Source organism: Variovorax sp. OAS795 (genome assembly GCF_040546685.1).
Lineage (GTDB): Bacteria > Pseudomonadota > Gammaproteobacteria > Burkholderiales > Burkholderiaceae_C > Variovorax.
Genome location: NZ_JBEPOH010000001.1, coordinates 2,654,738 through 2,668,446, shown reverse-complemented (window position 1 = coordinate 2,668,446; position 13,709 = coordinate 2,654,738). Strand labels below are relative to the sequence as shown.

The window sequence follows — 13,709 nt, the reverse complement described above, 5'->3', positions numbered from 1 at the left end:
GGGTGGGTGGGTGCCCTGCCGTTCAGGCCGCCGTGGCAAAGAGCCCGCGCTTGCCGAACAGCGGCGCCTGGTAGGTGTCCTGCGGCGCTTCGTTGTGATAGGCCTCCACGCGCGCCACCTCGTCCGCGGACCCGAACACCAGGCCGATGCGCTGGTGGATCGACTCGGGCTCGACCGTCATCAGGCGGCGCCGGCCGGTGCTGGCCATGCCGCCCGCCTGCTCGATCAGGAAGGAGATCGGGTTGGCTTCGTACAGCAGCCGCAGGCGCCCGACACGGCCCGACTCCTTGCTGTCGCGCGGGTACATGAAGACACCGCCGCGCATCAGGATGCGGTGCGTCTCGGCCACCAGCGAGGCGATCCACCGCATGTTGAAGTCGATGCCGCGCGCGCCTTCCTTGCCGGCCAGGCATTCGTCCACATAGCGCTTCACGGCCGGCTCCCAGAAGCGGCTGTTCGACGCGTTGATCGCGAACTCGTTGGCCTGCCTCGGAATGCGCAGGTTCGGATGGCTCAGCACCCATTCGCCCAGTTGCGGGTCGAGCGTGAAGGCGTGCGTGCCGTTGCCCAGCGTGAGCACCAGCATGGTGGACGGCCCGTAGATCGCGTAGCCAGCGCCGACCTGCTCGGTGCCCGGCTGCAGGAAGTCCTCGGGCCTGGCGTCGGCTTCGGGCGTGGGCGCGCGCAGGATCGAGAAGATGCTGCCCACCGACACGTTCACGTCGATGTTCGACGAGCCGTCGAGCGGATCGAACAGCAGCAGGTACTTGCCGCGCGGGTACTGCCGCGGCGGAAGGTACGGCTCTTCCATCTCTTCCGACACCATGCCCGCGACATGGCCGCCCCACTCGTTGGCGCGCAGGAACATGTCGTTGCTCACCACATCGAGGGTCTTCTGTTCCTCGCCCTGCACGTTCTGCGTGCTGGCACTGCCCAGCACGTCGCCCAGCGCGCCGAGCGCCACCTTGCGCGAAATCGCCTTGCAGGCAAGGGAGACGTCGGTGATGAGCGCATTGAGAGCGCCCGTGGCCCCCGGATGGCGGCGCCGTTCCTCGATGATGTACTGGGTCAGCGTGGCCTTGCCTGCAATGGGCATGATCGTCTCCTGTTTGGTTTCAATATCGGATCGTTGTCGTCGTTTCTTCATTCGGGCGCACGGTGCGCGACTCGCGCACCGCCAACAGCAGCTGCTGCGGCGTCGCGACACGCCAGGCCGGCGCCACGGCGGCCGCGTCCGACGCCGCATGGCCGCCATAGCCCCACGCCACCAGCGCCGCCGGCGACCCCGCCGCTTGCGCGGCGAGCAGGTCGGCCGGGCCGTCGCCGACCATCAGCAGGCGCGAAGGTTCCACGCCCAGCTGGCGCGCCGCGGCCTGCAGCAAAAAGGGAGCGGGCTTGCGCTCTGCAGCCGCGTCGGCACCGAAGACCCCGGCCATCGGCTGCAGCAGGCCGGCTGCATCCAGCACGGCGCGTGCCAGCGGCGTCGGCTTGTTGGTGACCACCACCATCGGCAGCGCGCGCCGCAGGCCCGCAATGAGGTCGGCGATGCCCTCGAACACGCTGCCATGCTTCAGCGGGGCCGCCAGCGTGGCCGCGTCGAAGCTCTTGCGCAGCCGTCTGCGCAGCGTCTCGCTGCCGCCGAGGTCCTGCCGCCGCAGCGCCTGCAGGATCAGCGCATCGGGGCCGTCGCCGATCCATGCGCGCAAGGTGTCCAAGTCGAAGCGTTCGAGTCCGGCTTCTTCGAGCGCGGCATTCAGGGCCACGCGGATGTCCGGCGCGCTGTCGACCAGCGTGCCGTCCAGGTCGAAGGCGATGGCGTCGATGCCGCCCAGGTCTTTCGTCATGCGGGACGCCCTTCCATGTCGCGCCGGCCCTGCAGCGCCTGCGTGCGGATCGCGTCGATGGCCTCGCGGTAGCGGCCGCCGCTGAACACCGCCGAGCCCGCCACCAGCGTGTCGGCCCCCGCGGCGCCGATGCGCGCGGCGTTGCCGGGCTTCACGCCGCCATCGACCTCGAGCCAGATGTCGCGCCCGGTCGCATCGATGCGGCGGCGCACCGCCTCGATCTTCGGCAGCACGCTCTCGATGAAGCTCTGCCCGCCGAAGCCGGGGTTGACCGACATCAGCAGCACCAGGTCGAGCTGGTCCAGCACATGGTCGAGCACCTGCAGCGGCGTGGCGGGGTTCAGCACCAGGCCGGCCTTGCAGCCGCTGGCCGCAATCAGCCGGATCGTGCGGTCGATGTGCTCGCTGGCCTCGGGGTGGAACGAGATGATCGAGGCGCCCGCCTCCGCGAACATCGGGATCAGCGCATCGACCGGCTTGACCATCAGGTGCACGTCGATCGGCACCGTCGCATAGGGCTTTATGGCTTCGCACACCAGCGGACCGATTGTCAGATTCGGTACATAGTGGTTGTCCATGACATCGAAATGGATCAGGTCGGCCCCGGCCTGGATGACGGCCGTGACCTCTTCGCCGAGCCGTGCGAAGTCGGCCGACAGCAGGCTGGGGGCGATCCGCAGGGTCTCGTTGTTCTTCTGCATCTAGCTGTCCTCGCGGTAAAGCGCCTGCACGGCATTCAATGGCGGCGCCGCACTGGCCAGGCGCAGCAGTTCCTCGATGCCGAGCCACGCGGCAGACGAGAGGCGCCCGCCGGGCTCGCCGGGCAGCGGCTGCGCGGGGTCGCCAAGGCTGGGCAACACCAGGCCCGCGCCGCTGAAGTCGCTGCCCTCGGTCCAGAAGGTGGGCGTGACCAGCGTCCAGAGGCCGGCGCCAAGGGCCGCATGCAGTCCGTTCACCGAGTCCTCGATCGCAATGGCGCGCTCGGGCGCCACGCCGAGCGTGTCGAGCGCCAGCAGGAAGATGTCGGAGGCCGGCTTCTTCGCGCGCACCTGGTCGCCGCAGGCGATCACGTCGAACATCGCGAGGCCGCGCGCGCCGAGCGTGGCGTGCAGCAGCGCGTCGATGTTGGCGGCGGTGGTGGTGCTGGCAATCGCCAGCCGCAGCCCCACGTCCTGCGCTTCCTGCAGCAGGCGCAGCACGCCGGGGCGCAGCTCGATGCCGCCGCGCCGTGCGATGCCGGTGTAGTGCCGCGTCTTGGCCGCATGGATGGCGGGCACCCGCTCGTGCAGACGCTTCCTGTCCGGTCCGCCAAGCGGCAGCGAATCGATGTACGTCTTCATGCGCTCCTTGCCGCCCGTGACCGACAGCAGCGCGCGGTACTCGGCCTGCGTCCAGTGCCAGCCGAGACCGAGCTCCTCGAACGCGAGGTTGAAGGCCATGCGGTGCACTTCCTCGGTGTCGGCCAGGGTGCCGTCCACGTCGAATACCAGGGCTTCGATGCTCATCGCGGGGCTCTTTCGGAAGGAAGATTGAAGACGCGGCTCGCGAGGATGTCCTGCGCCTGCAGCGTGCAGAGCTGCTCGCGCGTCAGGGCCTCTTCGCTGCCGAAAAGGCGCGTGGCGTGGCGCAGCCGGATGCGGTCGAGCGCGTTGCGGATCGATCGCGCATTGGCAAAGTGCGGCTGGCCGCGCCGCAGGCTCACGTAGCGCGAGAAGGTGGTGGCCGCGCCGTCGTCGAAGCTGTAGTTCAGCCGCCCCAGCATGAGCTGCGCGATCTGCATCAGCTCGGCCTCGCTGTAGTCCGGAAAATCGATGTGGTGCGCAATGCGCGAGGCCATGCCCGGGTTGCTGCTGAAGAAGGTCTCCATGCGGTCCTTGTAGCCCGCGAGAATCACGACCAGGTCGTCGCGCTGGTTCTCCATCACCTGCAGCAGGATCTCGATCGACTCCTGGCCGTAGTCGCGCTCGTTCTCCGGCCGGTAGAGGTAGTACGCCTCGTCGATGAACAGCACGCCGCCCATCGCCTTCTTGATCACTTCCTTGGTCTTGGGCGCCGTGTGGCCGATGAACTGCCCCACCAGGTCGTCGCGCGTCACCGCCACCAGGTGGCCCTTGCGCACGTACCCCAGCTGCTTGAGCACTTCGGCCATGCGCATGGCCACCGTCGTCTTGCCTGTGCCGGGGTTGCCGGTGAACGACATGTGCAGAGAGGGCGGCTGCGACTGCAGCCCCTGTTCCTGGCGCAGCTTGTCGATCAGGAGCAGCGCCGCGATGTCGCGGATGCGGCCCTTGACCGGCGCCAGCCCGATCAGCTCGGCATCGAGCTGGTCGAGCAGCGCCTTCACGCCCGAAGACTCGAACAGCTGCTTCGGCGCCGTGGCAACGGCCGCGGCGGCGGGGGTTTCGGTGGCGTCCATGCGTGCCTCTGGCAAAGTGCGTTCGACGGTTCGGCTCAGTACCGGCTGCCTTCGGGCCGCGCCTGCGCCGCGTAGCTCTCGATGCTGTAGCGGATCGTGCGGCCCGGCTCTTCGGTGCGGATGAGGCGAAAGCCCGGCTCGTTGGTCGGCCGGTTGACGATGAAGGACATCACCACCGACTCGGTGCCGTGCGTGGAGTCGAACGCGGTCACGCGGATGTACTGCTGCGGAAAGGTCTTGCGGCAGGACGCGAGTTCGAGCATGACGCCGGCGGCATCCTTGATGTCGAACATCGGGTTGCCGAACATCTCCCAGAAGGTGTTGCGCGGATGCGGGTCGTCGGTGTATTCGAGCCCGATGGCCCAGCCCTTGTCGAGGCAATACTCGACCTGGCGGCTGATCTGCTCGTCGCTCAGGTCGGGCAGGAAGGAAAAGGTGCCTTGTGTGATTCGCATGTCTGTTGCTCCTGGAGAACTGCGGAACGGGGGAACGTGTGTTCAGGCCACCGACGGCGTCGGCACGTAGTCCGACGTATCGGTGGAGGCGTAGTTGAAGGAGATCTCGCCCCAGGTGTCGAGCGCGGCCGCCAGTGGCGTGCACCACTTGGCCGCGTTGCGCAGGATCTGCGGCCCCTCGTTGGCGATGTCGCGGCCCTCGTTGCGCGCCAGCACCATCGCTTCGAGCGCCACGCGGTTGGCCGTGGCCCCGGCCTGGATGCCCTGCGGATGGCCGATGGTCCCGCCGCCGAACTGCAGCACCACGTCGTCGCCGAACAGGTCGAGCAGCTGGTGCATCTGCCCCGCATGGATGCCGCCCGAGGCCACCGGCATCACCTTGCGCAGCGCGCCCCAGTCCTGGTCGAAGTAGATGCCGCGCGGCAGGTCGACCTTGGTGTGCGTGTCGCGGCACACGTTGTAGTAGCCCTGCACCGTCATCGGGTCGCCCTCGAGCTTGCCCACGGCCGTGCCCGCATGGATGTGGTCCACGCCCGCCAGGCGCATCCACTTGGCGATGACGCGGAAGCTCACGCCGTGGTTCTTCTGGCGCGTGTAGGTGCCATGGCCCGCGCGGTGCAGGTGCAGGATCATGTCGTTCTGGCGGCACCAGTGGCTCATCGACTGGATCGCCGTGTAGCCGACCACCAGGTCGATCATCACGATCACCGAGCCGAGCTCCTTGGCGAACTGCGCGCGCCGGTACATCTCCTCCATGGTGCCGGCCGTGACGTTCAGGTAGCTGCCCTTGACCTCGCCGGTGGCGGCGCTGGCCTTGTTGACCGCGTCCATCACGAACAGGAAGCGGTCGCGCCAGTGCATGAAGGGCTGCGAGTTGATGTTCTCGTCGTCCTTCATGAAGTCGAGCCCGCCGCGGAGGCCCTCATACACCACGCGGCCGTAGTTGCGGCCCGAGAGCCCGAGCTTGGGCTTGGTGGTGGCGCCCAGCAGCGGGCGGCCGAACTTGTCGAGCCGCTCGCGCTCCACCACGATGCCGGTCGGCGGACCCGGGAAGGTCTTGACGTAGGCGACCGGAAACTTCATGTCCTCCAGCCGCGCCGCCTTCAGCGGCTTGAAGCTGAAGACGTTGCCGATGATGGACGCCGTCACGTTGGTGATGGAGCCCTCTTCGAACAGCGAGAGGTCATATGCCACATAGCAGAAGAACTGGCCCGGGTTGTTGGGCACCGGCTCCACCTTGTAGGCCTTGGCGCGGTACATGTCGCAGGCGGTGAGACGGTCGGTCCACACCACGGTCCAGGTCGCGGTGGACGATTCGCCGGCCACGGCCGCGGCCGCCTCGACCGCATCCACGCCGTCCTGCGGCGTGATGCGGAACAGCGCGAGGATGTCGGTGTCCTTGGGCTGGTAGTCGCCGTCCCAGTAGCCCATCTGCGCGTACTTCAGCACACCGGCCGAATAGCGCTTCTTGGCGTCGGTGATCTGGATTGCTTCGTTCATGTTGCCCATGGAGTGCCTCTCGAGTGAAGGGGTTTGGTGCCGTGTGGTGAAGTGAATGTAGGCCGCTTGAAAGATAAAGAAAAATTAAATCTTTTGACATTCACATTTGCTAAACCTAATATCGTTTCCATGCCCCTCACCAAGCACGCGAGCTTTCGACAGCTCGCCGCCTTCCACGCCGTGGCGCGGCTCGGCAGCGTTTCACTGGCCGCGGACGAAATGCACCTGACCCAACCCGCGGTGTCGATACAGATCGGCACGCTCGAGGAGTCCGCCGGCACGCCGCTCTTGCAGCGCACGGGCCGCGGCATCCGGCTCACCGAGGCCGGCGAGCTGCTGGCCGGCTATGCCGGCCGCATCCTCGACCTGTGGCGCGAGGCGGGCGACGAGATGGCCATGCTGCAAGGCGTGTTCTCGGGCACGCTGCGCGTGGGCGCCATCACCACGGCCGAGTACCTGCTGCCGCCCATCCTCGTGAACTTTGCCAAGGAACACCCGAAGGTGAAGGTCAAGCTGCAGGTCGGCAACCGCGACGAGATCGTGCGCATGCTCGCGGGCCAGGAGATCGACATCGCCATCATGGGCCGCCCGCCCGCGGAGCTGAAGACCGATTCGAGCGCCTTCGCCAAGCATCCGATGGCCTTTCTCGCGGCGCCTTCGCACCCGCTGATGTCGGCGGCCAGGCCCACGCTGGCGATGCTGTCGGACACGCGCATGCTGGTGCGCGAGCGCGGCTCGGGCACGCGCACCACGGTCGAACGCTTCTTCAAGGACCAGGGGCTGCCGCTGCGCATCGGCTCGGAGCTGTCGAGCAACGAAGCCATCAAGCAGATGTGCGCCGCGGGCTTCGGCATCGCCTTCCTGTCGATGCACACCTGCGTGCTCGAGATGAACGCGGGCCTCCTGGGCGTGCTGCCGGTGCCTGGCAATCCGGTGGTGCGCGACTGGTACGTGATGCATCTCGCGTCGCGGCAGCTGCCGCAGGTGGCGCTGGCTTTCGAAGACTATCTGCGCACGCACGGCCAGGCGCAGATCCAGCACCAGCTCGGCACGCTGCCGGCCGCGCGCCCCGCCGCGAAGAAGCGCGGTGCCAGGCGCGCGGCCTGATTGCGGTGCGCGGGTTCAGGCCCCGAGCTGCACCCGCACCCCGACCCATACGGCGCGCGGCGCGCCTGGCGCCACGAACTGCCCATTGCGCCAGGCATCGGGCGCCAGCACCGCACCGCTCGCATCGAAACCGTTGCGTCCCAGCTGGCCGGCGGTGGCATAGCGGCGATTGAACACGTTCGCCACCTTGGCGAACAGCTCCACGTTGCGCCCGAGCTTCCATCGCGTGGTGAGGTCGAGCAGCGCATAGCCGCCGATGCGGCCGCTGCCGCTGAAAAGATCCCCGTCGGGTGCGTGCAGGCCGTTCTCGTTGCCGCGCACCGTCTGCCGCGAGTAGGCGCGGTACTGCGCGCCGAGGGTCCAGCCGGGGGTCACGCGCCAATCGACGTTGAACTTGAGCGAATGCGCCGGCAGGCCCGGCAGGCGATCGCCGCGCCGCACCGCGATCTCGCCCTCGCCGGTGCAGGCGGGATTGGTCTCGGCGCTGCTGTTCGCCTCGGCCACCAGGCACGCCGGCGAGCCGTACCGCGCGCGCAGGTAGCTGTACGACACCGACCAGTCGACACGCTCGGTCTGCTGCGAGAGGCCGAGCTCCACGCCCTGGCGCAGCGTGCGTCCGAAGTTGCTGAAGTAGCCCCGCGACAGCCCGCTGCTGACGAACAGCAGGTCGTCCTTGTTGACCGTGCGGAACACCGATGCGTTCCACCGCAGGTCCTTGGCGAAGGTCCCGCGCAGGCCGGTCTCGAAGGTCTGCGACACCACCTGCTTGAGCGGCGGGTCGGACTGCAGCGCATTGGGCAGCACGCAGGCGTTTGCCGGATCGGAGCAGCCCAGTTCGATCGGGCTCGGCGCGCGGCTGCCCTGGCTCCAGCCCGCATAGGCCGTGAGCTGCGGCGTCGCCTGCCACGTGAGGCCGATCGCGGGATTGAACTTCCTGTAGCGCCCTTCGCCATCGAGCCGGGTCGAAAGGCCGAGCAAGGCGCGCCCGTCGTCGCGGGTGGTCACGCGGGTGTCGTTGTAGCGGCCCGAAAGGCTCAGCTGCAGGTCCGGCCGCAGCGTCACCAGGTCTGAAAAATAGAGGCTCGCGGTGCGGCTCTTGCCCGCGAGCAGCGCATCGACCTGCGCTTCTTCCTGCGGCACCACGGCGCGGGTGGCGTCCAGCAGGCCTTCGGCTTCCGTCTGCAGGAAGTGCGTTCGCGCGCGGTCGATCGAAGCACCGAAGGTGAGCTGGTGCATGCCCACGGCATAGGTCGATTGCAGCGCGACGCCTTCGCCGTGCTGGCGCGTGTAGGTGCGGTTTTCCACGCCCGAGTTCAGGCTGTCGGGCGGACTGAAATCGTCGTTCAGGTCGCCGTTGAGCGTGCTGTAGCGCGAGCGCCGCGCGTAGGCGGTCATCGAGATCGTCTGCTGCTCGTTCAGCCGGTAGCTGCCATTGAGCGTGAGCATCGACATGCGGTTGCCGGTGCGGTCGGGCCGCGTGTAGACCTGCTTGCGGTCCTGCATCAGCATCGATTCGGGCAGCAGGCCGTTGCCCACCAGCCGGTTGTCGCCATGGGTGAAGCTCAGGTCCCAGGAGAGCTTGCCGCTGTCCTGCCCGACCTTGGCGAAGAGCTGGCGCACACGCGACGGCGAATGGTTGCGCCACCCGTCCTCGTTGAGCCCGCCAAAGGAGAGAAACAGGTGCCCGCCGTTCGCCAGCTTGCGGCCGTGCGACAGCTCCGTGCTCACGCGGCCGAAGGAGCCGGCCTGGAACTCCAGCTCGGTGCCCGGATGCGTGTCGCCGCGCTTGGTCTGCAGCGACAGCGCACCGCCCAGCGTGTTGAGGCCGAACAGCGGGTTGGAGCCCGGCAGCAGCGTGATGCTCGAGATGGCCGCCTTCGGAATCAGGTCCCAATTCACCACGTCGCCGAAGGGCTCGTTGATGCGCACGCCATCCTGGTACACCGACAGGCCCTGCGGCGTGCCGAGCACCGGGCTCGCGCTGAAGCCGCGGTAGTTCACGTCGACCTGGTACGGATTGCCCTGGATCTCGTTCACGTTCACGCTCGGCATCTGCGTGGCGAGAAAGTCGGGCAGGTTGAGGCTCTGCGCGCGGCGCAGGTGCGCATCGTCCGCCGTCTGCACATTGGACGGGATCTGGTCCTTCGGCACCTCGATGCCCGGCACGGGCGTGGTGCTGACGACCTCCACGGTCGGCAGGCTGCCCGCCTGCGGCGCGCTTTCCTGCGCCTGCCCAGCCGCCGGCAAGGCGGCAGCGGCCACGGCCAGGCCGATCAGGCGGCGGTTCGTCGTCTGCTTCGATCGGATCACGGATTCTCCTCCTCAAGTGCCGGTGCGCGCGAGCCCCAGCTTCTCCACCATGGCACGCTCCTGCGCGAAGATCTCGCGGCACGATTGCGCGTACGCCTCCGGCCCGAGGTAATCGACCTCCTGGTCGTACTTGGCCAGTTCGTCCCTGAAGCGCGGATCGAACATGGCCTTCTTGAAAGCGTCGTGCAATACCGTGACCACGCCGCGCGGCAGGCCCCGCGGCCCGGCCAGGCCGAAGGGCGACTTGGCCACGATGTCGAAACCCAGCTCGCGCAGCACGGGCACCTGGGGCCATCGCCTGGAGCGCTCGCCCGAGAAGATCGCCAGCAGCCGCAGCGTGCCCGAGTCGACCGCGGGCCCGAAGCCGGTGGAGTTGACCCCGGCCATCACCTGCCCGCCGGCAATCGCATTCAGCTGCTCGGCCGTGCCCTTGTACGGCACGTGGATGTAGCGCAGGCCGCGCGCGGTGAACAGCGCCTCCAGCACCATGTGCGGCGTGGTGCCGATGCCGTTGGTGGCAATGGTCAGCTCGCCGGGCCGTGCGCGCGCGAACGCGAACATGTCCTCGAGCGAACGAAAGCCGCTCGCGGCCGCCACCAGCACGCCGAAGGTCACGCTGGACACCTGGATGATGGGCGTCACGTCGCGGATCGGGTCCCACAGCACCTTCTGCGTGTGCGGTGCGCGGAACACCGTCTGCGGCATCTGCGCGATGGTGTAGCCGTCGGGCCGCGCCTGCTGCAGCACCGGCATGGCCAGCGTGCCGCCGGCGCCGCCGCGGTTTTCCGTCAGCACCGGTTGGCCGAGCGCCACCGAGGCCAGCTCGGCCAGCACGCGCAGCGAGATGTCGGTGGCACCGCCCGCGGGCCAGGGTACCCACAGCGTGATGGCGCGCGAGGGAAACGGCTCGGTCGAAGCCGCCGCGCGCGCCAGCGCCGACGCGCCGAGCGCCAGGGCCGCCGCATCGCGCAGCCAGCGGCGCCGGCTGCAGGCACCCTGCCCGCTCATGGCGGGCCTCCGCCGCGCTTGGTCAGGCCGCCGAAGCCGCGCTGCGGGTCGTACCCCCAGCATGCGAGGCCGAAGAAAACCGCGAGGCAGCCGAGCACCACATAGGGCGCCAGGCCCGGGTCCTTGCCGTAGAGCGCGAAGCGGACCCACTCCACCGCATAGGTGAAGGGGTTGAAGCGCGCGAGCTGGTACACCCACTCGGCGCCGGATTCCTGCAGCTTCCAGAGCGGATACAGCGCGGTCGACAGGAAGTACATCGGGAAGATGACGAAGTTCATCGTGCCCGCGAAGTTTTCCAGCTGCTTGATGTGCACCGACAGCAAGAGGCCCAGCGCGCCCAGCATCAGCGCGCCCGCGGCCAGCGCCACCAGCGCGTGCAGGCCGGCCAGCGACACGAGCGGCAGCTCGGTGCCGATGAGCACGGCCACGATCACGAAGGCCAGCGCCTGCAGGACCGACAGCAGCGCCGTGGCGCACAGCTTGGAGAACAGCAGCCAGGGCCGCGGCAGCGGCGCGGTGAGCAGGAGGCGCATCAGCCCCATCTCGCGGTCGTACACCATGGCCAGGGACGACTGCATGCCGTTGAACAGAAGCACCATGCCGACCAGGCCCGGCACGATGTAGACGTCGTACGGAATGTAGGTGTCGTAGGGCTCGACGATCGCCACGCCGAACACGTTGCGAAAGCCCGCCGCGAACACCGCCAGCCACAACAGTGGACGCACCAGCGCCGACACCAGCCGGCCGGTCTGCTGCGAGAACTTGAAGAGCTCGCGCAGCACGATGGCGCGCATGGCCTGCAGCGCGTGCGCCGCGCCGCGCCGTGCGAGCGGCTCGGCGCTATCGCCCACGGGCGTCTTGGCGGGTTTCAGCGTGCGGTCGGACATAGCTTCTCCGGTGCGTCGGCGCCCAGCGTGTCGAGCACGTCGCGCGGGTGCAGCATGCCTTCGGCCGGGGCCTGCGAGATCACGCCCTGCCCGTCGCTCAGGAGCATGGGCTGGCGCAACTGGCCGTCCCAGGCGCGGAAGCTCAGGTTGGTGCCCTTGGAGCCGTCGAGCGTGCCCTTGGCGATGGCCTGGGCCCAGGCCGTGGCCGGGCCCTTGGGCGCCGCGATGGCCGCAGCGGCAAGGGCCTTGCCCGCCATCCACGCCGCCCAGTCCTGCGCGGTCATCGGGCGCCTGGCGGCCTTGGCAAAGCGCCGCGACACCTGGGGCGCGCCATAGCGTTCGAACTGCGCGTGCCAGGCCAGCGCCACCAGCCCGCCGTCGCCCACCACCGGCCGGGGCAGCACCGTGCGGTAGGGCAGCGTGCGGGCGAATTCGCCGTCGCTGTCGACCACCCACACCGCGTCGTAGCTGTTGCCCGCGGTGAGCAGCAGCGGGTTGGCCAGGTCCCGCTCGCGCGGATCGGCCGAGAGCTTGAACGGCTTGGTGGCCACCACCTGCAGGCCGTAGCGCTTGATCGAGGCCTGCACGGTGGCGGCGCGGAGGGCGTCCTGCGGACTGCCGCCCACCAGCAGGAGCAGCTTGCTCCATTTGCGTGACACCAGCGTCTGCGCCAGCGCGTCGCTGCGCATGCGTTCGCTCGGAATCAGGTGGAACAGGCGGGCCCGGCAGTCCTGCTGGCGCAGCCGGTCCGACGGGTCGCCGAGGTTCAGCACCGGCAGCTTCACGGCATCGGCCACGGCCAGCGTCCAGTCGGCCGGCAGGTCGGTCAGCAGCACCGCCGCACCGGCCTTCTCGGCCGCCACCGCCGCGGCGCGCGCCGCATCGAGCGATGCCGCGGGGGCAGTGGCCAGCGTCACCTCGGCACCGGCCGCGTCGAGCTCGAACTTCGCCTCGTCCAGGCCCACCTCGACCGCTTCGGCGAGCGGGCCGCCAGGGTGTCCGAGGTAGGCGCGCTCGACGCGCGAGCGCTCCAGCCGCGGATCGTCCGCGGGCGTGATCAGCGTCGCCTTGAGCACGGCCGCGCCCGCGCCCGAGGTGGCGGCGAAGAGCGCGGCCAGCGCCGCACCCCGGAACCGCATTGCCTTTGCGCGCATCCTCATTCGACGATCACGAGCCCATAGGGCACGCGCCCCACCGGAACGCTCTTCACCGCCTTGGCGCCCGCCACGTCGACCACCGTGACGTCGTCGCTGAGCCCGTTGACCACGTACAGCCGCGCCTGGGCCTTGTCGAGCGTGACGTTCCAGGCCCGCTTGCCGACCAGCACCAGCGCGCTCACCTTGCGGCCGGGCACGTCGACGAAGGCCACGTGGTTGGCGCGGCCCAGGCCCACGAAGGCGCGCTTGCCGTCGCTCGTCATCTGGATGCCGACCGGCGTGATGTCTTCGGCGCGCGCGCCCTTCACCTCGAACTTCAGGGTGTCGGTGACCTCGTGCGTGGCGGTGGACACGATGCTGACGCTGGCGCCCAGCTCGTTGGTGACCCAGAGCTCCTTTCCGTCCGGCGTGATCGCCATGCGCCGCGGGCGTTTGCCGACGCGGATGTTCTTCACCACCTTGCCGCTCGCGGTGTCGATCACGTGCACCAGGCTTGCCACCTCGGACGTGACGTACAGCGTCTTGCCGTCGGCGCTGACCTTGACACCCTCGGGCTCGGCGCCCACCTTGACCGAGCGCAGCTTCTTGCCGCTGGCCGCATCGATGAAGCTGGCCTCGCCCGCGTCTTCGTTGGAGACATAGATGACCTTGCCGTCCGGCGACAGGTCGAAGGCCTCCGGCTCGTCGCCGAGCGGAATGCGCCGCACCGACTTGCCGCTCGCGGGGTCGATCACGTCGGCCTGGTTGGCGTCGGTGCAGGCCACCATGATCTGGCGCTCGGGCGTGAGCTGGATATGGCGCGCGCGCTTGCAGGTCGGGATCGTGCCTTTCACGGCGAGGGTCTTCAGGTCGATCATCGTCAGCGCGCTGTCCTTTTCGCTCGACACGTAGGCGGTGCCCTGCGCCGCCGCGGCACCGCTGGCCGCGGCCAGCACCAGTGCGAGCGCGCCGGTGCTACAGGCCGCACGGATGAGCGTGCCCGGGAACGAAGGGAAAGGGACTTGCGGCATTCGATGTCTCCATTT

The 13,709-nt window shown here is 68.8% G+C and carries 13 protein-coding genes; 1 reads left to right on the top strand and 12 read right to left on the bottom strand.

The features are described 5' to 3' along the window. Positions 1 to 22: 22 nt before the first annotated feature. The 7 genes from ABID97_RS12875 to ABID97_RS12845 are packed head-to-tail and all read right to left on the bottom strand — an operon-like array spanning position 23 to position 6,224. Positions 23 to 1,096, bottom strand: a complete 1,074-nt coding sequence (locus ABID97_RS12875) for a class 1 fructose-bisphosphatase (protein ID WP_354398855.1) — start codon at positions 1,094 to 1,096, stop codon at positions 23 to 25. Positions 1,097 to 1,115: 19 nt separating this feature from the next. Further along, the gene (locus ABID97_RS12870) at positions 1,116 to 1,844 is read right to left on the bottom strand and encodes an HAD-IA family hydrolase (RefSeq protein WP_354398854.1); all 729 of its coding nucleotides are present in this window, start codon (positions 1,842 to 1,844) and stop codon (positions 1,116 to 1,118) included. Then, on the bottom strand, positions 1,841 to 2,545 hold the full coding sequence (gene rpe / locus ABID97_RS12865) for a ribulose-phosphate 3-epimerase (RefSeq protein WP_354398853.1): 705 nt from the start codon (positions 2,543 to 2,545) through the stop codon (positions 1,841 to 1,843). Before rpe ends, ABID97_RS12870 begins: the two co-directional genes overlap by 4 nt. After that, positions 2,546 to 3,349 (bottom strand): HAD-IA family hydrolase, encoded by an 804-nt coding sequence (locus tag ABID97_RS12860; RefSeq protein ID WP_354398852.1) that lies wholly within the window; start codon positions 3,347 to 3,349, stop codon positions 2,546 to 2,548. It abuts the gene before it with no gap. After that, complete coding sequence (gene cbbX, locus ABID97_RS12855; RefSeq protein ID WP_354398851.1) at positions 3,346 to 4,260, bottom strand: CbbX protein; 915 nt, start codon at positions 4,258 to 4,260, stop codon at positions 3,346 to 3,348. The genes ABID97_RS12860 and cbbX overlap by 4 nt, the downstream gene beginning before the upstream one ends. A gap of 35 nt (positions 4,261 to 4,295) precedes the next feature. Then, positions 4,296 to 4,715, bottom strand: coding sequence for a ribulose bisphosphate carboxylase small subunit (locus ABID97_RS12850; RefSeq protein WP_354398850.1), 420 nt, complete (start codon positions 4,713 to 4,715; stop codon positions 4,296 to 4,298). 42 nt (positions 4,716 to 4,757) lie between these two features. Beyond that, a complete protein-coding gene (locus ABID97_RS12845) occupies positions 4,758 to 6,224 on the bottom strand; it encodes a form I ribulose bisphosphate carboxylase large subunit (protein WP_503012770.1) in 1,467 nt (488 codons plus the stop codon). Between the two features lie 120 nt (positions 6,225 to 6,344). On the opposite strand from ABID97_RS12845, the gene ABID97_RS12840 reads away from it, so the two are divergent. Next, positions 6,345 to 7,322 carry a LysR family transcriptional regulator gene (locus ABID97_RS12840; RefSeq protein ID WP_354398848.1) on the top strand — a complete coding sequence of 326 codons (978 nt, stop codon included), beginning with the start codon at positions 6,345 to 6,347 and terminating at the stop codon, positions 7,320 to 7,322. Between the two features lie 15 nt (positions 7,323 to 7,337). On the opposite strand, the gene ABID97_RS12835 is transcribed toward ABID97_RS12840, so the two are convergent. Genes ABID97_RS12835 through ABID97_RS12815 form a run of 5 tightly spaced genes read right to left on the bottom strand, consistent with a single transcriptional unit; the run spans position 7,338 to position 13,694 of the window. Continuing rightward, entirely contained in the window at positions 7,338 to 9,632 is a 2,295-nt protein-coding gene (locus ABID97_RS12835; RefSeq protein WP_354398847.1) for a TonB-dependent receptor, read from the bottom strand. Between the two features lie 12 nt (positions 9,633 to 9,644). Beyond that, the gene (locus tag ABID97_RS12830; RefSeq protein WP_354398846.1) at positions 9,645 to 10,640 is read right to left on the bottom strand and encodes a tripartite tricarboxylate transporter substrate binding protein; all 996 of its coding nucleotides are present in this window, start codon (positions 10,638 to 10,640) and stop codon (positions 9,645 to 9,647) included. Beyond that, the gene (locus ABID97_RS12825; protein WP_503012769.1) at positions 10,637 to 11,527 is read right to left on the bottom strand and encodes an ABC transporter permease; all 891 of its coding nucleotides are present in this window, start codon (positions 11,525 to 11,527) and stop codon (positions 10,637 to 10,639) included. Before ABID97_RS12825 ends, ABID97_RS12830 begins: the two co-directional genes overlap by 4 nt. Continuing rightward, positions 11,509 to 12,687 carry a type 1 periplasmic-binding domain-containing protein gene (locus ABID97_RS12820; RefSeq protein ID WP_354398845.1) on the bottom strand — a complete coding sequence of 393 codons (1,179 nt, stop codon included), beginning with the start codon at positions 12,685 to 12,687 and terminating at the stop codon, positions 11,509 to 11,511. The genes ABID97_RS12825 and ABID97_RS12820 overlap by 19 nt, the downstream gene beginning before the upstream one ends. Further along, positions 12,684 to 13,694, bottom strand: coding sequence for a PQQ-dependent catabolism-associated beta-propeller protein (locus tag ABID97_RS12815; RefSeq protein WP_354398844.1), 1,011 nt, complete (start codon positions 13,692 to 13,694; stop codon positions 12,684 to 12,686). The genes ABID97_RS12820 and ABID97_RS12815 overlap by 4 nt, the downstream gene beginning before the upstream one ends. Positions 13,695 to 13,709 lie beyond the last annotated feature (15 nt).

Coding starts and splice junctions, on each gene's coding strand:
- ABID97_RS12875 (WP_354398855.1), bottom strand. CDS start 1,096: ATGCCCATTGCAGGCAAGGCCACGCTGACCCAGTACATCATCGAGGAA.
- ABID97_RS12870 (WP_354398854.1), bottom strand. CDS start 1,844: ATGACGAAAGACCTGGGCGGCATCGACGCCATCGCCTTCGACCTGGAC.
- rpe (WP_354398853.1), bottom strand. CDS start 2,545: ATGCAGAAGAACAACGAGACCCTGCGGATCGCCCCCAGCCTGCTGTCG.
- ABID97_RS12860 (WP_354398852.1), bottom strand. CDS start 3,349: ATGAGCATCGAAGCCCTGGTATTCGACGTGGACGGCACCCTGGCCGAC.
- cbbX (WP_354398851.1), bottom strand. CDS start 4,260: ATGGACGCCACCGAAACCCCCGCCGCCGCGGCCGTTGCCACGGCGCCG.
- ABID97_RS12850 (WP_354398850.1), bottom strand. CDS start 4,715: ATGCGAATCACACAAGGCACCTTTTCCTTCCTGCCCGACCTGAGCGAC.
- ABID97_RS12845 (WP_503012770.1), bottom strand. CDS start 6,224: ATGGGCAACATGAACGAAGCAATCCAGATCACCGACGCCAAGAAGCGC.
- ABID97_RS12840 (WP_354398848.1), top strand. CDS start 6,345: ATGCCCCTCACCAAGCACGCGAGCTTTCGACAGCTCGCCGCCTTCCAC.
- ABID97_RS12830 (WP_354398846.1), bottom strand. CDS start 10,640: ATGAGCGGGCAGGGTGCCTGCAGCCGGCGCCGCTGGCTGCGCGATGCG.
- ABID97_RS12825 (WP_503012769.1), bottom strand. CDS start 11,527: ATGTCCGACCGCACGCTGAAACCCGCCAAGACGCCCGTGGGCGATAGC.
- ABID97_RS12820 (WP_354398845.1), bottom strand. CDS start 12,687: ATGAGGATGCGCGCAAAGGCAATGCGGTTCCGGGGTGCGGCGCTGGCC.
- ABID97_RS12815 (WP_354398844.1), bottom strand. CDS start 13,694: ATGCCGCAAGTCCCTTTCCCTTCGTTCCCGGGCACGCTCATCCGTGCG.